Origin of the sequence: Gluconacetobacter asukensis, from assembly GCF_014174375.1 — a bacterium.
Lineage (GTDB): Bacteria > Pseudomonadota > Alphaproteobacteria > Acetobacterales > Acetobacteraceae > Gluconacetobacter > Gluconacetobacter asukensis.
The window spans coordinates 88,987-108,062 of record NZ_JABEQE010000006.1 but is presented as its reverse complement, the minus strand read 5'-3'; the positions used below and the strand labels follow the sequence as shown (position 1 = coordinate 108,062).

Here is a 19,076-nt window from a genome sequence, read left to right as displayed (position 1 = left end):
TCATCCTCTCCTGGAACAATCCCCGGACATCGTCGCGACACGGCCTGCCTGGTCCAGGACCTGCCGAATCGCTTCGACCACCGCAGCATCGGTCGGTACCGGATTGTCGCCAAAACCGGCATTCCGCGCATCCTGGGCTCGCGGCGGATCGCCACGGCGGCAGGAGCCGTGAATTTCTTTGACCCCGGTGGCCGCGACAAGTGCCGCGGCCGAAGCCGGCGCGACGCCGCCACCGGCCATGACGGCAATGCGTCCATCGGCCCGATCGACCAGACGGCGCAGCCTCTCGCGCCCCTCCCAGGCGGTGGTACCCCCACCCGAGGTCAGGATACGTTCGAACCCCAGACCGACCGCGATCTCCAGCGCCGCGTCCGGGTCCGTGGCCTGGTCGAAGGCGCGATGCAGCGTGGCACGGGACAGGCCGCAGGCGCGGGCATGGTCGAGCAGCCGGCGCAGCATGGCCTCGTCAAGCCGCCCATCCGCCAGACAAGCGCCCAGTACGATACCGGACAGGCCAGCCTGCGCCAGGGCGGCGATATCGCCGCGCATGACCGCCTCCTCGTCCGGAGAAAATACAAAATCGCCAGGACGGGGCCGGATCATCGTAAAGACCGGGCACGGCGCACGGGCGGCAATCGCCACCAGCCCCGCCGAAGGCGTCAGTCCGCCCAGCATCAGCGCGGAACAAAGCTCGACCCGGTCGGCACCGCCCTCCACGGCCGCCGCCAGGCCATCAGCCCCATCGACGCAGACTTCCAGCAGGATGGAGCGCGCGTGCATCACCGTCCTGCCGATTGCGCCGACTGAATCGCGACGAGTTCCGCATCATGCCGCATCTGCCATTCGATCGCGTCGCGCTGGGCCAGGCCCGAAGCCGCCGCCGGGTCGAGCAGGACCAGGCAATCGGGATGGAATTGCAGCGCGGAACCCGGCACCGCCGCACTGACCGGCCCCTCGATCGCACGCGCCGCGATCGCGGCCTTGCGCGCACCGGTCACGACCATCAGCGTCTTGCGGGCCTCCAGGATCGTGCCCGTCCCCATCGTGATGGCCCGCGTCGGCACACGCGACAGGTCGCCGCCGAACATCCCGGCATTCTGCGCCAGGGTCGCTTGCGCCAGGGTGACGACGCGGGTGCGGCTGGCAAGCGACGACAAGGGCTCGTTGAAACCGATATGTCCGTTCTCGCCCAGGCCGAGAAGCTGCAGATCGATCCCGCCGGCCTGTGCGATACGCGCCTCGTATCCGGCGGCCTCGGCATCGGCATCAGGCGCCGCGCCATTGGGAACATGGCTCCGCTCCGGAGCAAGATCGACATGCGCAAACAGGTGCGCACGCATATAATGGCGATAGGACTGGGCATGGCCGCCCGACAGGCCGACATACTCGTCGAGATTGAAGGTCGTGACAGCACCGAAATCGACACCATCCGCACGGGCAGTCCCGACCAGCAGGCGGTAGATCGCCTCCATGGTCCGCCCTGTCGCCAGCCCCAGGACGGAATCCGGCCTGCCGCGCACCTGATCGGCCAGCAGCCGCGCCGCCAGTTCAGCAACATGGGCAGGATCGGGACAGATGATGACCTTCACCGCGTTTCGCTCCTTCCCATGGCCAGATCCGGCCGTCGCCTCCCCGCGCGCAGCGCGACGATCCATCCGCCGATGAAGACATAGGATGGAACGGCCAACACCATGAAAGAAGGCGTCGTGCCCAGCGTCGGGACAAGATGCACGAAAACCTGCGGCAGCACCGCCCCGCCGGAATAGGCCATGATCAGGAACGAAGTCGTCCTCCCCCCCTCGGGGCCACCTTCGGCAAGCACGATGGGGAAAAGCGCCGGCAGGATCATCGCATTGGCAAATCCCAGCAGCGCCACACAGAAGACCGGCAGCACGCCCGGTGCCACCATCGCCACCATGCACAGCAGGATTCCACCGACACAGGACAGCAGCATATAGCGTTCCTGGTCAACGACACGCGGCACGAGGACCATGCCTGCCAGATAACCGGCCATCATCGCGGCAAGGGTCAACGCCGTCAGATATTTCGTCACGTCCAGCGACAGGCCGAAGGAGCGGCCATAGAGCCCGATGGCATCCCCGGCCATGACCTCCACCCCGACATACAGGAACATGGCAAAGGCGCCGGTCACCAGCCATCCCGGCTGGGCCGCCCCACGATCGCGGGCGCGCGGCGCGGCAGTCTCCATGGCAATGTCGGGCAGCCTGGCACGCGCGGTAAAGACCGCCAGCAGCAGCAGCAAGCCAGCCATGGCCGCATAGGGTGCATGAACGGCGTGGGTAAAGGCCGCCAGCGTCGCCTCGCGGGCGGGGCCGGGCGGCGTGCGCGCGATATCGGCCGCCACACCCCCGACATTCGGCATGACGATGACCGCGAAAAGCGCAGGTGCCACGATACCGGCGAATTTGTTGGCGATCCCCATGATCGCGATGCGCTGGGCAGCACGATCATGCCCCCCCAGCAGGCTGACATAAGGGTTGATCGTAATCTGCAGCAACGACAATCCGGCGCCGATCACCGTCAGGCCGCTGAGCGCACCGACATACCATCGTGCATTGACGCACTCCCCGAACAGCGCGGTCCCTGCCGCCATCACGACCAGGGCGATGGACAGGCCGCGCCGCAGCCCGATCCGCCGCGTCAGCGCCGTCGCAGGCAGCGGAAAGATGAAATAGGCGAGGTAGAAACAGACGGGCACCAGAAACGCCGAGACATCATCCAGATTGAAAGCAACCTGGACGAACGTGATCAGCGGGCCATTCAGCCAGGTCACGAAACCGATGCTGAAGAACAGGGTGGCCATGATCAGGATGGGGCGCCAGCCATAGGCCCCGGCGGGGCTGCGTGCCGCGAGACCGGCTACCCACGACCATCCATTGAATCCCCCGGCCGGTGAAGACACCGGCCGGGGCGAAAGATCCGATCCGTCCTGCACCGTCAGAACCCGGTGGACAGCGAAACCACGGCGGCAAACACGCCGCCGACATAATAGACGGGCCCGCCGCCGGTGGCGATCTGACCGGTCGAGGTCACGTGCGGATGGGCGTTCGCGGTGTAGCTGGAGCCGGAGACATAGTGATTGTCGCCGAGATTGGTCAGGTTGAGCTGGATCTGCGGGTGCTTCATCGGCCCGATGCCCTTCATCCGATAACCCAGCGCCAGGTTCGACGTAATGTAGGACGGCATTTTCTCGTCATTCATGAAGGTCGTGTACTGGGTATCGACATAGCGCAGGTCGAAATTGCCGAAGAAGGTGCCGTCATCGTAATTCAGGCCGATGGCGCCGGTGAATTTCGGCGCTGCCACCGCGACCTTTCCAGCCGTCGGCAGCGAGCCCATCCCGGTGTTGAAATCATTGTCGAAGGTCGAATGCAGGAACTGGCCCGAGACATACGGGCTGAAATGATGCCAGCGCGCCAGCCCCACTTCCGCCTGGACGCCGCGCGAGGTCTGGCCGCCGATATTGATCGGGGACGCAACCATCTGGTTGGTGCCGGGAATATAGCCCGTCGAGGTCACCTGATGGTTGGTCATGTTGATGTTGAACAGCGACATCGAGAAATTATAGAGACTGCCCTGGTGGCGATAACCGATTTCCTCGCTGATCGAATATTCGGGCTTGAGGGTCTGCGGCTGCATCACCGCGTGCGACGAATTCGGGTCGAAGATCTGCGAATAGGCCTCGACCGAGGCCGGAGCCCGGAATGCCGTCGTCCCGTTGAGGAAGATCTGGTCGTGGGGCGTGATCTTGTAACTCGCCGAGAATTGCGGCAGCGGTTCGAAGTAGTTGCCCTGCATCTTGTACGGGTCCGCCCCGGGGATCAGGTTCGTTCCCTGACGCGAGACCATGGCGACGCGGAAGCCCGCGCTGAGGGTCAGCCTGTCGTTCAGCAGCCGCTGCGTATCGGCGATGAACAGCGTGTTGACCTGCTGCATGAAATTCAGATCGTACCCGGACAGGATATGCCCGTTCACGCGGATCGGGGTGCCCGACCAGCCGCTGCCATCGGCATTGACCGGCAGGAAATCCGACAGTTCCTCATGGGTGGTATAGGCGTACCACCAGCCGAAGGAGAACGTGTTGCTCTTGCTGATCCGCCAGTCGGCCGACATGTTCAGCCCGCCCGTCTTCTGGTTCCACGGATCGCGGCCCACGGTCAGGATGCTGCCATTGACGACGGTTCCGCCCGAAAGCTGGCCATATTGCTGCGTTCCGTAATACCCGCCGACCGCCGGAATGTTTTCGCCGCCCAGGGACGGACCGAACTGATGGACGTAGTAAGGCGTCACATGCAGCTTCAACCGGTCCGTCAGCGTGAAGTTCATCGGCATCACGAGAAGCTGCTGGTTCAGATTCTGGTTAGCCAGCTTGTAGTAACGCGCGTCGCCCGGAGTGAAATTCGGGTCGTAGGAGAATCCGACGCCATATTGCTTCCATTGCGCCATGGTGGGCGCCCGCCAGGAGGTCGCTTCCTGACGGTTGTAGGAGAATATGGCGGCGATATTGTTACCGTCCCCCCACTCCTTCACGAATTTGGTATCGAGATGATAGCGCATGAAGCCACCGGGACCGCGCGCGCCATTATCGTAGCCGGTATGGGAGAAGGACAGGAAGCCGCGCACGCCGGAATTGCCGATGTCACCCGTATCGAACCGCAGGAATTCCTTGTTGAAACTATAGGAACCGCCGGCAAGGTCGGCAAATCCGCCCATATGGTGCGACGGGTTGATCGCCGATGCCGTGATCTGCCCGCCCACGGCGTTGTAGAACGGCGCGTTCAGGTCCGGCGCCCCCTGCGAGATCGTGACGGAACCAAGATTCTCGGTATCGACCAGCGTCGCCGTATAGGGCGCGTAATTGATCGGGTCCGCCAGCGGCGCACCTTCGAACAGATAGCCGAACTGGGTTTCATTCAAGCCACGAACCTGAAGATGGTCCCCGGTGGTGCCGAACGGGTCCTGGCTGCTCACCGTCACGCCGGGAAGATCGGCGATCAAAGACGTGATGTTGGATGACGGCCCCTGTTTGGCGATGAAATCACGCGTGATGCCGCTCTGCGAACGCGGCGCGGATTGCGGCGGCATCAGCCCGCCACCCGGCGTACGGTTGGTAATGCCGGTCGCCGCCACGGCATGGTTGGTGACCGAGATTTCTTCTGATGACCGGGTGAACTGCCCCAGGACGGACGAACTGAGATCATCGCCGCCGGATGACCCGTTCCGGGCCGCCGGCGCGCTCGCCGTGGTCTTCCGGTCCTGGCCGGTGGCCGTCTTTTTCGTCTGGGCGTGCGCGGCTGCCGCGGCAAGACCGGTCAACGCAACGCAGGAGAGGGAAAGCTGGCGGAATGAGATGCGCATGGTGACAACTCCACGACCCGGCTGACGGTGAATAGTTTTTATCATTGCTCTTCAGAAACAAGCTCGCAAACGGGTTTTTAATGCGCAACAGGAATTTAATCCGGGTGACTTAATTCGAACTTAAAACAAAGTGTTTTCGTTCTCCATCCGCAAAACTGTTGCGGGAATGACACAATCTCGCCGGCCACACAGGCCGTTCAAACGCCGTCCGGGCCGAAAATGAAGTAGCGCGCCGCAAGGCTTGCGGCGCCGCAGGCAAAGCTGTCGGGCTCAAAATCCCGGAACTGGATCATACCCCGCGAAACCGGGCGCCGCAGGATGTGGGACTCGGTCTCGCGTTGCAGGGCATGGCCATAGATCCCGTCACGCAGGTTGGGGTCCAGCATCACCACGACATGGCTCGGATCGATCAGCTGGATCAGATGGGCGGTGGCAAGTCCCATCGAGGCGCCGGCATGATGCAGGATCGACAGCGCCTCGGGGTGCGCACCGGCCGCCAGCCGGGCCAATTCGGCGATCTCTCCGGGCAGCCCCGCCCGCCGGGCGGCATTGCCGATTGCCAGAAGCGAGGCCACGGTCTCCAGGCAGCCGCGATTGCCACAGCGACACGGCAGGGCATGGGCCATGTCCGTCACGATCGGCGCGTGCGACATTTCCCCCGCCCCGCCGGCATAACCGCGCAGAAGCCGCCCATTGACGATGTTCGCGCAACCGATGCCGTTGCTGATAAAGATCACGCTGAAATCGGGGCTGCTTCGCAAGGCTCCGAACAATTGCTCGCCCAGGATCAGGGCATTCGCATCGTTCTCGATCCAGGTCGGCAGGCCGGTCCGCTTCGACAGCACCCCCCCGATATCGACATCGCGCCAGCCCAGGGCGGCACATGCCAGGCAGGTCTGACGATCGTTGGCCACAAAACCCGGAAGAGCCGTGCCAACGCCCGAAACCTTGGCCGACCGAAGCCCCTTCCGCAGGTGCGTGATCGCATCGCACAAGGACGACACGCATGTTTCCAGATCGGCATGACGCGGCAGTTCCATGCGGTCATGCACGGTCCCATGCAGGTCGGTCAGCACCACGATTGCCGGATCGTCCTGCAGGGAAATGCCGATGAACCACGCCGCTTCCGCCCGCACGGCAAGCGGCACCGAAGGCCGCCCGCTGCCATGAACCGGCGTCTGCTCGCACAGGATTTCCTGCTTCAGCAGATCGCGCACCAGGCTGGACACGGCGGCCTTGCTCATGCCCAGGCGCAAGGCGAGTTCGCTCCGGCTCTCCGGTCCATTGCGACTGAGGCTGCTCAGAATCAGATAATGTCCGGTGGAGAGCATGCTGAGAGGTCCCTGAAGGAATCGCCGGTCAATAGTTCATATTATGAACTATGTTGACGGGATAGGGAAATGCCTGTTTACAAAAAGGGCCTATAAACATGGTCGGGGTAGACGGGCCTGCCTGTCGTCCGGGCGGGCAATCTCAGTGTGGAACCTTCATGATTCTTTGCGCAGATATTGGTGGATCGTTCATCGATTTCGCGGTGGTTCACCCCGATGGACGGACCGAACACCGCCGCTCCGTTCCGACACCGCTTGATAACGCCCCCGCCTTCATCGGCGCACTTGTCGCGCTCTGCGCGCCCTGGCCCGACATGCCGCTGCACATCGCCATTGCGGGCGTGGAATGTCCCGATACCGGCATCATCCGCGCGGCAAACATTCCCTGCGTGCAGTCCCTGCCACTCGCCGCCCATCTCCACCGCGAAACCGGTCGCGCGGTCCGGATCGCCAATGATGCGGATTGTTTTGCACTGGCCGAGGCCCATTTCGGCATCGCCAGGGGGCATCGCAATGTCTTCGGCGTGATTCTCGGTACGGGAATCGGTGGCGGTTTCGTCCTCGATGGCCGGATCGTGCCAGGCCTGGGCGGCGTGACGGGCGAATGGGGGCATGCGCCGGTTGTCATCCCCCCTCCTGCCCCCCTTGATCAGGAGGCAGCCGAGACCCTGGTCCCGCTCTTTCGCTGCGGCTGCGGCATCTCGGGGTGTCTCGACACGATCGCGGGCGCCCGCGCGCTGGAACGGCTGCATCTCTGGGCGGGCGGCACGCCGCAGACCAGCCGGGCGATCCTCGAAGCCTGGCAGACAGGCGATCGCCAAGCCGGCAGGACGCTCGATATCTGGCTGTCTTATATGGGCGCCGGCCTGGCCCATGTGATCAACGTCACCGGCAGCACCATCGTCCCGGTCGCCGGCGGCCTGAGCAACGCCCACGCCCTGGTCGACGCGCTGGATGAGGCCGTCCGCGCCCGCATCCTGACCACCACGTCCGGCCCGCTGCTCAAGCGCGCGGCGCTAGGGGCCGATGCCGGCCTGCTCGGCGCGGCCTGCCTCGGGCTGGATATCCGCGCGCAGGAGTGAGAGATCGCCCCGGGGCTCGGATGACAGAATGACGCGTATCAGATCGCCAATCAGAGAAAACGCCGCCTCACACGTCAGACGTGAAAGCTCTCGCCGCAGCCGCAGCGGCCCTTCTCGTTGGGATTGTTGAAGGTAAAGCCGGATTCGAGCTGCTTGACCTCGTAGTCCATCGTCGTGCCGATCAGGAACAGCGTGGCCTTGCGATCGACCAGCACCGTCACGCCCTTGTCGGTCACGATCTCATCGCCCGGCCCGGCCGCCTCGACAAAGCTCATATCGTAGGCGTGGCCAGAACACCCCTTGGTCGAAATCGCAATCCGCAGCAACTGCCCGGCATGGGCCGTAGCATACAATGCCCGCAGCCGATCGGCCGCGCGGTCGGACAGCGCCATCAGGGGCGGCAGCGCCCGCCGGGTCGGAGCGGACGATGCAGCCGTCGCGTTGCTGGAAACAGTCATTGGCAATCTCCCGATCCCGGCGGGCATGGCATCCCGCCGCGACGTGTCAGAACATGTTCAAGCTCAGGCGGGCATCGTCGCTCATGCGCGACATGTCCCATGGCGGGTCCCAGACGATCTCGACCGTCGCCTCGGTCACACCTGGGACGGCGCGAACCGCCTCCTGCACCTGGGCCGGCAGTTCCTGCGCGCTGGGGCAGTTAGGGGCCGTCAGCGTCATTTCAATGCGCACCGTGCCGTCACGATGCAGGTCGATCGCGTAGATCAGGCCTAACTCATAGATATTCACCGGAATTTCCGGATCGTAGACCGACGCGATCGCCGCGATCACGGCCTCCTCGTCGGGCACCGCCGCCGCACCGTCCGCCGCAGGCTCCCCGTCGGGCGTCCAGCCTTCCACCGCGGGGCTATCCCCAGCCGCAGGCGCGTCGAACGAGAAGGCGTGCCCCTCGGCTCCGTTTCCAGTCTCTTCCATCGCGGCCATCCTGTCGGTCTGAACCATCATTCCCGCCTCATCCGTCCCTCGTCTCACCCGCCGGCGTTCCCGCAGGCGCCTCGATCAACGCCGCCTCCAGCGCCGACCATGCCAGGGTCGCGCAGCGGATGCGCGACCGGTGCCGGTGCAGGGGCGCGAAGACCCTCAATTCCGGGCAGGAATCGCCATCCTGCCCGGTTTGCAGCAGGGCGGTAAAATCCCGCCCCATGGCCGCGGCCCCGCTCCTGTCCTGCCCCGCCACCAGCCCGGCCATCATGTCGGCCGAAGCCAGGCAGATCGCACATCCGCGCGTCTGGTGACGAACCGTCCCGATCCGCCCGTCCGCATCCAGCCAGACACCGATCCGCACCCGGTCGCCGCACATCGGGTTCGTACCCTCGCCCCGGCCGGCCGCGCCTTCCAGCGGGCCGGCATGGACGGGCGCACGCGCCCGTTCGATCACCTGCCGCTGATAGAGCCCGTCCTGATCCATCGGCCCGTGCCCGCTCCCGCCTCAGACGAAGAAGCTGCGGATCTGCGTCAGCGTCGATGCCAGCGCATCCACGTCCTCGCGCGTCGTATAGAGCGCGAAGCTGGCACGGGCGGTGGCGGACAGGCCCAGGCGCCGCATCAGCGGCTCCGCGCAATGATGCCCGGCCCGCACCGCGATCCCGTTACGGTCCAGCAGGGTCGCGATGTCATGCGGATGCACATCGTCCATCGTGAACGAAATCACGCCCCCACGCTCCGCAGGCGCCCCCACGACGCGCAGGCCCGGCACCTCGGCCAGGCGCGGCAACGCATAATCCACCAGCGCCGTCTCATGCGCCGCAATGGCATCATACCCGATCGCTTCGATATAGCTGATGGCCGCGCCCAGCCCGATCGTCTCGATGATCGCAGGCGTGCCGGCCTCGAATTTATGCGGCACGGTGGCCCAGGTGGAGCGCTCGAAACTCACCGAGGAAATCATGTCCCCGCCACCCAGGAACGGCGGCATCGCCTCCAGCAGATCCCGCCGCCCCCACAGCACGCCGATCCCGGTGGGACCATACAGCTTGTGGCCGGTGAAGGTGTAGAAATCGGCATCGAGCGCCTGCACATCGACCCGCCGATGCACGACGAACTGGCTGCCGTCGAACAGCACGCGCGCCCCCGCCGCATGGGCGATATCGGCAATCTGCCGCGCTGGCGTCACGGTACCCAGCACGTTCGACATGTGGGTGACGGCCACCAGCGCCACCTTGCCGTCCGCCACCAGCCGCTCCAGCGCGTCCAGCGCGATGTCGCCCTCATCGGTAATCGGCGCCACGCGCAGTTCGATGCCCGTCCGGTCCCGCAGCATCTGCCACGGCACCAGATTGGCATGGTGCTCCATCTCCGAGATCACCACCGCCTGCCCCGGCCGCATCAGGCTGCCGAAGGAATGGGCGACCAGATTGATCGCCTCGGTGCTGTTGCGGGTAAAGATCACCTCTTCCCGCGCCGTGGCACCGATCAGCCCCGCCACCTGGTCACGCACCGCCTCATAGGCATCGGTGGTGCGCTCGCTCATCCAGTGCAGGCCGCGATGGATGTTGGCGTACTGCGTGCGCATGGTGTCGCCCATCGCATCGATCACCTGGACCGGCTTCTGCGCCGAGGCGGCACTGTCCAGAAAAACCAGCGGGCGCCCATGCACCGTCTCGCCCAGGATCGGGAAGTCGGCACGCCGGTCGCGCAGCGCGTCGATAGGGTCGGTCATCACGGAAGGCGAGACATCCATGTTACGCGTCCTTTCGGGTCCACCAGGTCTCGACCGCGCGGTTCAGCACCGCCCGCAGGGCCTCGTCCCCCATCAGTTCCACCGCGTCGTGCAGGAACGCCTTGACCAGAATGGCCCGGGCCTCTTCCCCCGCCACGCCACGGCTGCGCAGGTAGAACAGTTGGTCGGCATCCAGCGCCCCCACGGTCGCGCCATGGCTGCACCGCACGTCGTCGGCATAGATTTCCAGTTCCGGCTTCGCGTCGATCTCGGCATGGTCCGACAGCAGCAGGGCCTGATTCATCTGGTAGCCATCGGTCTTCTGCGCAACACGCTCCACCAGGATCTTCCCCTGGAAGACGCCCCTGGCATGGCCCGCCAGCACGTTCTTCACCGTCTGGCGCGAATTGCACGAGGGCGCGGCATGGGTGATCACGCTGGTCAGGTCTGCAATCTGCCGCCCGTCCAGCAACTGCGCGCCGTTGACATGCACGATGCCACCCTCGGCATTCAGCCGCGCATGAACCTCATGCCGCGCCAGGGCCGCGCCCAGCGTCAGTGTGAAACTGTCATAGGACGCATCGGCCCCGACCTCGGCATGAACCACCGCCAGATGCCGGGCAGCCGGGTCCTCGGTCTGCAACTTCGCGTGGATCAGATGGCCGCCCTTGGCAACCGCAACATCCAGCACCGGATTGTTCAGATAATCGCCACGCCCGACCGACAGATCCAGCACCGACAGCCGCGCCCCGGCCCCCAGCACGATACGATGCCTTGGATGAACCGACAGCGCCACGCCATCGGGCGCAACCACGACCGACAGCAGCACCATCCGCCCGGCATCGACGCCAGATGCCACCGTCAGCGTCAGCCCGTCTTCAGCCAACAGGGCATTCAGCGCGCTGGCAACATCGTCATGCGCCGTCAGGTCCGCGCCGGCAGCAAACCGCGTGACCGACACCCCATCCGGCAGGCGCGACAGGTCCGGCGCAAAACGCCCGTTGACCATGACGGCGCGCGGCAGATCGGCATCCAGATCATAAGCCCGCACGGCATCGGCCAGCAGCGTATCGACCGCCGCCTCGTCCGCCTGCACAGGCGCCCCGGCAAAGGGAATGTCCGCCAGCGTCCGCAGCGAGGTATATTTCCACGCCTCGACACCCGAGCGCGGCAGGCCCGTCTTACGCAGCAGGTCGGCCGCCTGCGCGCGCGTGGCGTTCCCGTCCCCGCCCGTATAGCGGTTCAGGAACGCGGCGGCGCTGACGCCGACGGGAGCAATCGCGTTCACGCGGCCTCCGCCAGGAAACGGGCATAGCCCTGGGCCTCGAGCTGCTTGGCCAGTTCCGGCCCGCCGCTATGGATGATGCGCCCGCGCGCCATCACATGGATGCGGTCCGGCACGATGTAATCCAGCAGCCGCTGATGATGGGTAATGACCAGCGCCGAGAAATCCGGCGCGCGCAGCGAATTCACGCCTTCGGCCACGATGCGCAGCGCATCGATGTCCAGCCCGCTATCGGTCTCGTCCAGAATGGCGAAGGACGGGTTCAGCATGCGCATCTGCAGCACTTCGTTGCGCTTCTTCTCACCACCCGAAAAGCCGACATTCACATTGCGCTTCAGCATGTCGTCGGACATCGACAGATGCTTCGTCTCCTGCCGCACCGCCTTCAGGAAGGCCACCGCATCCAGCTCGTCCTGCCCACGGGCACGGCGCACCGCATTCACGGCCGTGCGCAGGAAGTTCGCGTTATTGACGCCCGGCAGTTCGACCGGCGCCTGAAAAGCCAGGAACAGACCCAGCGCCGCGCGCTCTTCCGGCTCCAGCGCCAGCAGATCCTGACCCTTGAAGGTCGCGCTGCCCGCCGTCACCTCGTAATCCTCGCGCCCGGCCAGCACGTAGGAGAGCGTGGACTTGCCAGACCCGTTCGGGCCCATGATGGCATGGACCTCGCCGGCCGGAATCTCCAGATCGACGCCGCGCAGGATTTCCTTGTCCGCGCCGTTATCCGAAATCTTGGCGCACAGGCCGGCAATCCGCAAAAACTCGTTGCTCACGTCACTCATCTCCGTTCAGCCGACGCTGCCTTCAAGGCTGATCTGCAGCAATTTCTGGGCCTCGACCGCGAATTCCATCGGCAGCTCCTTCAACACGTCCTTGCAGAAGCCATTCACGATCAGCCCGACCGCATCTTCCTCGGACAGGCCGCGCTGGCGGCAATAGAACAGCTGGTCTTCCGAAATCTTCGAGGTCGTCGCCTCATGCTCGATCTTCGCCGACAGGTTGCGGCTTTCGATATAGGGCACGGTATGCGCACCGCACTGATCGCCGATCAGCAGGCTGTCGCACTGCGTGAAATTCCGCGCGCCGGCGGCCTTGGGCATCATCCGCACCAACCCGCGATAGGTACTGTCGGAATGGCCGGCGCTGATGGTCTTGGCGATGATCGTCGAGCGCGTATTCCGCCCCAGATGGATCATCTTGGTCCCGGTATCGGCCTGCTGGTGGTTGTTGGTCACCGCGACCGAATAGAACTCACCCACCGCGCCGTCGCCCTGCAGGATGCAGGAGGGGTATTTCCAGGTAATGGCCGACCCGGTCTCGACCTGCGTCCACGAGATCTTGGACCGGTCGCCCCGGCACGCGCCGCGCTTGGTCACGAAATTATAGATCCCGCCGCGCCCCTGCTCGTCGCCCGGATACCAGTTCTGCACCGTCGAATATTTGATCGACGCATCGTCCATCGCCACCAGCTCGACCACCGCCGCATGCAGCTGGTTCTCGTCGCGCATCGGCGCCGTGCAGCCTTCCAGGTACGAGACCGACGCCCCGTCCTCGACCACAATCAGCGTGCGTTCGAACTGCCCGGTATTGCGCGCATTGATGCGGAAATAGGTCGACAGCTCCATCGGGCAACGCACGCCCTTGGGCACATACACAAACGACCCGTCGGTGAAGACGGCCGAATTCAGCGCCGCATAGAAATTGTCGGCCACCGGCACCACGCTGCCCAGATAGCGGCGCACCAGCTCGGGATGCTCGCGCACCGCCTCGGAAATCGGGCAGAAGATCACGCCCGCCTTGGCCAGGGTCTCGCGGAAGGTGGTCACCACCGACACGCTGTCGAACACCGCATCCACGGCAACCGGCGGCCGCGCAACCTCGCCTTCCGGCAGTTCCACGCCGGCCAGCAGCGCCTGCTCATGCAGCGGAATGCCCAGCTTCTCGTAGGTGCGCAGCAGTTCCGGATCGACCTCTTCCAGCGATTTCGGCCCCGCCTTCTTCTTCGGCGCGGCATAGTAATGCGCGTCCTGGAAATCGATCGGCGGATGGCTGACCTTGGCCCAACTCGGCTCGGTCATGCCCAGCCAGGCCTGGAACGCCTTCAGCCGCCATTCCAGCAGCCATTCCGGCTCCTGCTTGCGGTGCGAGATCAGGCGGATCGTATCCTCGGTCAGGCCCTTGGGGGCCATATCCATCTCGATCTCGGTCTCAAAGCCCCATTTATAGGTGGACTGGCCCAGGCTCTCGACCGCATCGCGGGTTTCGGCAATCGCTGGCATGTCTTCCTGCTCCCTCAGACTGCGGCGGCCGGGCCGGCAGCGGATATGTCATGGGCCGCGCACGCGGCCCCCGGTCCCCGCACGGCTTGCCCGCGGGTCTGCATGTCGGCCAGCGTGATCGAGGACAAGGCCCCCCGGATCGCGTCATTGACCGCATCCCACTGCCCGCACAGGCCGCACAGGGTGCGCGCGTCGCACTCCCCGCCATCGACGCACGCCGTCAGCGAGATCGGCCCGTCCACGGCGGTGATGACCCGTGCCACCGAAATTTCGTTCAGCGGCAGCGCCAGACGGTATCCCCCACGCGCGCCGCGCAGGGAAATCACCAGTTCGTCGGCCGCCAGGATCTTCAGCACCTTGGCCACGGTGGGTTCGGGAATCCCCGTGGCCTGCGACAGCGCCGGCGACGTCGTCACCTCGTCCTGCTGCGCCAGGCGCACCAGGGCAACGACGGCATAGTCGGTCAGCTTCGACAGTCTCAGCACCCGCCCCCTCCTTTTCGTCCCTGGATTGCGGCCCGCCGCATAGCGGACCAATTCAGTACTGATTTACGATCCAGATGATGCCCCACGGCGCCAGCGTCAAGTGCAAACCACGCACGCCGGGCCGCCAGGGCCGCATGGCAAAGGCCGATCATCCCACCTGCGCTCCGAAAACCAGGTATAGCGCCAGCGACAGCACGGCCCCGGCCAGAAAGCCGACCAACGTGCCGTTCAGCCGCACGAACTGCAGATCCTTGCCCACCCGCAATTCCAGCCGCGAGACCAGCATGTCGGTATCCCAGCCCGCCACCACCCCGGCAATGAAGCGCGACAGCCGCTCGCGCACAAAGGGCAGGCTGCCCAGGATCATGCGCCGTGCCCACCCGACCACGCGCTCACGCAGGGCCTGGTCGGTGCGCATCTGGTCCGCCAGCCGCTGAAGCGTGTCCCGCACGATCGACGCAGCCCAGCCATCGGGACAGGCCATGTCGGCCTCGATCATCTGCCGCATCCGGCGCCAGACATCCCCGCCCCAGTCGCGAATGCTGTCATGGGTCATCACACCCGCGATCGCACCCGTGATCTCGCGGCGCCGCTCGGGGTCGGTCTCGATCCGGTCGATCTCGCCCCGCACCCAGGTCGTAAACCCCTCGCGCAGCTCCGAATTCTGCGGATCGATCCGATCCAGTTCCTGATTGACCGCGATCAGAACCTTGGTCGCGATCGAGCCGCCGATGGCCCAGCCCAGAATCCGCCCGCCCTGCTCGCGCACGCGGTCCTCGATCATGGCGCGCAGCGAATCTTCCTTGGCTTTCAGCCCGTCCTTCATCCGCGCCAGCAGAAACGACAGGACTTCCTGATGCCGATCCCCTTCCACCAGGGCCCGCAGGGTCCGCGCCACCACCGGCGCCACCTCCTCTCCCCCCAGAATCAGCGGCAGCATCCGCGCCACAGCCGATCCGGCCCGCCCGTCCTCCAGCCGCGCCATCACCGCGGGCGCGGCGCCGGCCAGCGTGCGGCACACTGTCTGGGCGGTCGCCGGGTCGTCCAGCAGCCCGGCCACGATTCCCGGCAGGTCGATCCGCTCAAGTGCCGCGGCCACATCGGCCTCGGTAAAGACATGCGTCGCTACGAAGCGGCCCAGCGCCTCGCCCAGGCGCGCCTTCTGCGCGGGCAGGATGGCGGTATGGGGAATCGGCAGGCCCATCGGCCGCCGGAACAGGGCGGTCACCGCGAACCAGTCCGCCAGTCCGCCCACCACCCCCGCCTTGGCGCCCGCGCGCAGCACGTCGAGCCACAGCGCATCGGCCACCAGGCCGGCGGCCGGCGCGGCGTAGGCCGCCACGGTCACCGCCCCCATGCCGGCCAGCAGGCCGCCGGCCGCGCGGCGATATCGGCGCAATGTCCGCCAGGCGGCCCGATCCGCGTCGGACCTGGCATTTTCCGCATCGGGGCTCGTATTCATCCCCCGCTCGATACCACTCCGCACGCACGGACCCAAGCGCCGCCCGCGCGACCCGCTGTCCCGCCAGGGGCACGCCGACCGAAATTCGGCGTGATCCGCCCCGCGAGACATTGCGATGGGAACGCGAACATGAAACGCTGCCGGGGCGTGACGCACGGATGACTACGGAAAAGACAGGCCAGCTAATGACCGACACCTCCATCAGCGATGCGGCGGAAATGCTGCTCGACCTCGCACGGCAATCGGTCACGGGGGCCGAAGACCTGTCCGCGGGCAATCCCATCATCACGCTGGCCCGCCGAATCGGCCGGCGCCTGACCGCCGGCACGCTGACCACCGACATGCTCGACGGCGTGATACGTCATCTGCGCGACGACGCCTTTCGCAACCGGGCCGCGCGCCTGGGCAGCTATGTCGACGGCACCGACGATTCGCGGATCGCGACCCGCCTGCGCGACGTCGCCCGCACGGTGGCCAGCGCACCAGGGCCGGACGGCACGCCGCCCACCTTCGGCGCCTTCCGCAAGACCGTGGAACGCTCCCGCTTCGCGGCCGTCTTCACCGCCCACCCGACCTTCGCCCTGGCCAATCCGGTCTACGACCTGCTGGCAACGATGGCCTCTTCCGACGCCACGCCCCCCGCCGCCCTGCCGGAGCTTGAAACCCACCGCCGCGCCGCCCCGCCGACCCTGGAGGAGGAATTCGCCCTCGCCTCGGCCGCGATCCTGCGCGGCCGCGACGCGGTGGACCGGCTGACCGGCGCCCTGCTGGCCGAAGCCCGCGCCCGCTGGCCGCATGAATGGTCGGTCCTCAGCCCCCGCCCGGTGATCCTGACCAGTTGGGTCGGCTACGACACGGACGGGCGCACCGATATCGGCTGGTGGGACACCATCCGCCTGCGGCTACGCATGAAGAAGCTGCAACTGGAACGGCTGCACGCGCAGATCGCCCCCCTGCTGCCGCCGGCCCAGGATCTGCATGCGCAGGTCGAACGCGCGCTGGACGCCGTGACCGCGCAGATCGAAGCCTGCCCGGTCGGCACCAGTGTTCAGCCCGAAGCCGTGGCCGCCTTCGCCGCCGTGCTGATCGGCCGCAGTGACGAGGCGATCCCGGCAGCCAGCCAGTTGGCCGCCTTGTTCCAGGAGGCCATCGACTCCGCTCCGCCCGACGACCGGATGGCCCTGTCCGTCGCCCGGGCCGGATTGCTGGCCCATGGCATGGGCGCCGCCCACACCCATGTGCGGCTGAATTCGACCCAGATCCACAATGTCGCCCGCCAGCGGCTGGGGATCGAGGACAACCCGGAAAACCCGTCACAGCGCCGCGCGCTGCTGACGCACATCAACGACGCGCTGGAAGAAGCCCAGCCGGTCGAGATCGATTTCGGATCGCTACTGGTCGAGCAGGCCACCGCCGCCCGCCTGATGATGACGGTGCGCCAGATCGTCCGCCATATCGACCATGAGAGCCCGGTCCGCTTCCTGATCGCCGAGACCGAGAGCGGCTACACGCTGCTGGCCGCCCTCTGGCTGGCCCGCATTTTCGGCATCGCCGACCAGGTCGAGATCTCGCCGCTCTTCGAAACGCAGGAGGCGCTGGAAAACGGCGCCCATATCGTCGAAGAGGCCCTGCGCTCCCCCCACTGGCGCGACTATCTGCGCCGCACCGGGCGGATGAGCCTGCAATTCGGCTATTCGGATTCCGGCCGCTATGTCGGGCAGCTCGCCGCCACCTACCTGATCGAACGCCTGCGGCTGAAGATCTGCGACCTCCTGCGGCGCTGGGACCTGACGGAGGTCGAGGTCATCCTGTTCGACACCCATGGCGAGAGCATCGGCCGCGGCGCCCACCCGTTCCGCCTGGCCGACCGGCTCGACTATCTGTCGCCGCCGCAGGCACGCGCCATCTTCGCCGATGCCGGCCTGCATATCCGCGAGGAAACCGCCTTCCAAGGCGGCGACGGCTACCTGCTGTTCGGCACCAAGGCCCTGGCCGACGCCACCGTCAGCATCATCGCCGAACATGCCTTCGCCCACGCGCCCCGCGACCGCGACCCGGTCTATGACGAGCCCGATTTTTCCGCCGATTTCTTCTCGACCATCGGCGCGGGCATGGCGGCCCTGGTCGAGGACCCGGGCTATGCCGCCCTGCTGGGCGCCTTCGGCCCCTCGCTGATCGACAAGACCGGATCGCGCCCCTCGGCCCGGCAGAGCGATGCCGGCGCCGCCACCACGCGCATCAGCCATCCCAGCCAGTTGCGCGCCATCCCCAACAATGCGATCCTCCAGCAGCTCGGCTGGTGCGCCAACACCATCCAGGGGCTGGGCACCGCCTCCGCCCGCCACCCCGAAACGTTCGAGGAATTCCTCGACCGCAGCCCGCGCTTTCGCCGCGCGCTGGATTTCGCGGCCCACGCCCTGGCCCATTCCGACGACATGGTGCTGCGCGCCGTGATCTACATGCTGGACCCGGATATGTGGCTGAACCGCGCAACGGCCGAGACCGACCCGGCCCGGCGCGACGCCTATCTGGCCCTGATGCAGGGGCTGGAGCGGCTGAATTTCTGGGCCAGCACCCAGGCCATGTTCCGCCGCATCCAGTCCGACCACCTGGCCCTGCGCCGCGCCTGGGCACAGGCCCCCACCATGGGCACCGAGGAAAAGCTCCTGCACGCCATCCGCATCGCCATGATCGAGCAGCTCTGGCTGCTGTCGACGCGCATCCCCTATTTCTCGCCGCGCAACGCCTTCTCGCGGGAAGCATTGACGACGCGCGTGCTGTGCCTGGAAATCCCGGCAGCCCTGCGTGAGTTGGACCAGGTCTTCCCCTCGGTCACGCGCAGCGGGCTCGAACTGGATTATCACGAGGACCACAGCCCCCGCTCCGAGGGGGCCTATGTCCGCGAACATGCCGAAATCTTCGCGCCCATGCTGCGCCTGTTCAATCTGCTGCGCGAAACCAGCGTCGCGGTAATGCATCATGTCGGAGCCTTCGGCTGAGTATTTCGCGCGACTCCCGCCCACGCCCCTCCTGGCAGGTCCGCGAACCGCCGCCGCCCACGGGCCGCCCCCTGCAGGCGGCGGCGCACCTGCCGGG

The 19,076-nt window shown here is 66.1% G+C and carries 16 protein-coding genes; 2 read left to right on the top strand and 14 right to left on the bottom strand.

Annotation, left to right across the window (positions count from 1 at the left end):
* From HLH35_RS08785 to HLH35_RS08765, 5 genes are all read right to left on the bottom strand, one after another.
* Window positions 1-780 (bottom strand): copper homeostasis protein CutC, encoded by a 780-nt coding sequence (locus HLH35_RS08785; protein WP_182978795.1) that lies wholly within the window; start codon window positions 778-780, stop codon window positions 1-3.
* Window positions 780-1,589 (bottom strand): glucosamine-6-phosphate deaminase, encoded by an 810-nt coding sequence (nagB, locus tag HLH35_RS08780; protein WP_182978794.1) that lies wholly within the window; start codon window positions 1,587-1,589, stop codon window positions 780-782. Before nagB ends, HLH35_RS08785 begins: the two co-directional genes overlap by 1 nt.
* On the bottom strand, window positions 1,586-2,923 hold the full coding sequence (gene gluP / locus HLH35_RS08775) for a glucose/galactose MFS transporter (RefSeq protein ID WP_456305636.1): 1,338 nt from the start codon (window positions 2,921-2,923) through the stop codon (window positions 1,586-1,588). Before gluP ends, nagB begins: the two co-directional genes overlap by 4 nt.
* Before the next feature lie 35 nt (window positions 2,924-2,958).
* Window positions 2,959-5,379, bottom strand: coding sequence for a TonB-dependent receptor (locus HLH35_RS08770; RefSeq protein ID WP_182978793.1), 2,421 nt, complete (start codon window positions 5,377-5,379; stop codon window positions 2,959-2,961).
* A 197-nt stretch (window positions 5,380-5,576) separates the two neighbouring features.
* Window positions 5,577-6,710, bottom strand: a complete 1,134-nt coding sequence (locus HLH35_RS08765) for an ROK family transcriptional regulator (RefSeq protein ID WP_182978792.1) — start codon at window positions 6,708-6,710, stop codon at window positions 5,577-5,579.
* Window positions 6,711-6,868: 158 nt separating this feature from the next.
* On the opposite strand from HLH35_RS08765, the gene HLH35_RS08760 reads away from it, so the two are divergent.
* Entirely contained in the window at window positions 6,869-7,792 is a 924-nt protein-coding gene (locus HLH35_RS08760) for an ROK family protein (RefSeq protein WP_182978791.1), read from the top strand.
* A gap of 74 nt (window positions 7,793-7,866) precedes the next feature.
* Here the strand turns inward: HLH35_RS08760 and HLH35_RS08755 are convergent, their stop codons facing one another.
* From HLH35_RS08755 to HLH35_RS08715, 9 genes are all read right to left on the bottom strand, one after another.
* Window positions 7,867-8,250: a HesB/IscA family protein gene (locus HLH35_RS08755; RefSeq protein ID WP_182978790.1), complete on the bottom strand. Its 384-nt coding sequence runs from the start codon at window positions 8,248-8,250 to the stop codon at window positions 7,867-7,869.
* A 46-nt stretch (window positions 8,251-8,296) separates the two neighbouring features.
* Window positions 8,297-8,734: an SUF system Fe-S cluster assembly protein gene (locus HLH35_RS08750; RefSeq protein ID WP_408870111.1), complete on the bottom strand. Its 438-nt coding sequence runs from the start codon at window positions 8,732-8,734 to the stop codon at window positions 8,297-8,299.
* A gap of 28 nt (window positions 8,735-8,762) precedes the next feature.
* Window positions 8,763-9,218, bottom strand: coding sequence for a Fe-S cluster assembly sulfur transfer protein SufU (sufU, locus tag HLH35_RS08745; protein ID WP_182978788.1), 456 nt, complete (start codon window positions 9,216-9,218; stop codon window positions 8,763-8,765).
* A gap of 21 nt (window positions 9,219-9,239) precedes the next feature.
* Entirely contained in the window at window positions 9,240-10,490 is a 1,251-nt protein-coding gene (locus HLH35_RS08740; protein WP_182978787.1) for a cysteine desulfurase, read from the bottom strand.
* A gap of 1 nt (window position 10,491) precedes the next feature.
* Window positions 10,492-11,757 carry a Fe-S cluster assembly protein SufD gene (gene sufD, locus HLH35_RS08735; protein ID WP_182978786.1) on the bottom strand — a complete coding sequence of 422 codons (1,266 nt, stop codon included), beginning with the start codon at window positions 11,755-11,757 and terminating at the stop codon, window positions 10,492-10,494.
* On the bottom strand, window positions 11,754-12,536 hold the full coding sequence (gene sufC / locus HLH35_RS08730) for a Fe-S cluster assembly ATPase SufC (RefSeq protein ID WP_182964100.1): 783 nt from the start codon (window positions 12,534-12,536) through the stop codon (window positions 11,754-11,756). Before sufC ends, sufD begins: the two co-directional genes overlap by 4 nt.
* A gap of 6 nt (window positions 12,537-12,542) precedes the next feature.
* Window positions 12,543-14,033 (bottom strand): Fe-S cluster assembly protein SufB, encoded by a 1,491-nt coding sequence (gene sufB, locus HLH35_RS08725; RefSeq protein ID WP_182978785.1) that lies wholly within the window; start codon window positions 14,031-14,033, stop codon window positions 12,543-12,545.
* A 14-nt stretch (window positions 14,034-14,047) separates the two neighbouring features.
* Window positions 14,048-14,518: an SUF system Fe-S cluster assembly regulator gene (locus HLH35_RS08720; RefSeq protein WP_182978784.1), complete on the bottom strand. Its 471-nt coding sequence runs from the start codon at window positions 14,516-14,518 to the stop codon at window positions 14,048-14,050.
* A 148-nt stretch (window positions 14,519-14,666) separates the two neighbouring features.
* Complete coding sequence (locus tag HLH35_RS08715) at window positions 14,667-15,980, bottom strand: DUF445 domain-containing protein (RefSeq protein WP_182978783.1); 1,314 nt, start codon at window positions 15,978-15,980, stop codon at window positions 14,667-14,669.
* A 185-nt stretch (window positions 15,981-16,165) separates the two neighbouring features.
* Between HLH35_RS08715 and HLH35_RS08710 the strand changes: the two genes are divergently transcribed.
* A complete protein-coding gene (locus tag HLH35_RS08710; protein ID WP_182978782.1) occupies window positions 16,166-18,979 on the top strand; it encodes a phosphoenolpyruvate carboxylase in 2,814 nt (937 codons plus the stop codon).
* The last annotated feature ends 97 nt before the right edge of the window (window positions 18,980-19,076 follow it).

Excerpts from the sequence above, each read along its gene's own strand:
- HLH35_RS08785 (WP_182978795.1), bottom strand. The coding sequence starts at position 780 with ATGCACGCGCGCTCCATCCTGCTGGAAGTCTGCGTCGATGGGGCTGAT.
- HLH35_RS08770 (WP_182978793.1), bottom strand. The coding sequence starts at position 5,379 with ATGCGCATCTCATTCCGCCAGCTTTCCCTCTCCTGCGTTGCGTTGACC.
- HLH35_RS08765 (WP_182978792.1), bottom strand. The coding sequence starts at position 6,710 with ATGCTCTCCACCGGACATTATCTGATTCTGAGCAGCCTCAGTCGCAAT.
- HLH35_RS08760 (WP_182978791.1), top strand. The coding sequence starts at position 6,869 with ATGATTCTTTGCGCAGATATTGGTGGATCGTTCATCGATTTCGCGGTG.
- HLH35_RS08755 (WP_182978790.1), bottom strand. The coding sequence starts at position 8,250 with ATGACTGTTTCCAGCAACGCGACGGCTGCATCGTCCGCTCCGACCCGG.
- HLH35_RS08750 (WP_408870111.1), bottom strand. The coding sequence starts at position 8,734 with ATGGCCGCGATGGAAGAGACTGGAAACGGAGCCGAGGGGCACGCCTTC.
- sufU (WP_182978788.1), bottom strand. The coding sequence starts at position 9,218 with ATGGATCAGGACGGGCTCTATCAGCGGCAGGTGATCGAACGGGCGCGT.
- HLH35_RS08740 (WP_182978787.1), bottom strand. The coding sequence starts at position 10,490 with ATGGATGTCTCGCCTTCCGTGATGACCGACCCTATCGACGCGCTGCGC.
- sufC (WP_182964100.1), bottom strand. The coding sequence starts at position 12,536 with ATGAGTGACGTGAGCAACGAGTTTTTGCGGATTGCCGGCCTGTGCGCC.
- sufB (WP_182978785.1), bottom strand. The coding sequence starts at position 14,033 with ATGCCAGCGATTGCCGAAACCCGCGATGCGGTCGAGAGCCTGGGCCAG.
- HLH35_RS08715 (WP_182978783.1), bottom strand. The coding sequence starts at position 15,980 with ATGAATACGAGCCCCGATGCGGAAAATGCCAGGTCCGACGCGGATCGG.
- HLH35_RS08710 (WP_182978782.1), top strand. The coding sequence starts at position 16,166 with ATGACCGACACCTCCATCAGCGATGCGGCGGAAATGCTGCTCGACCTC.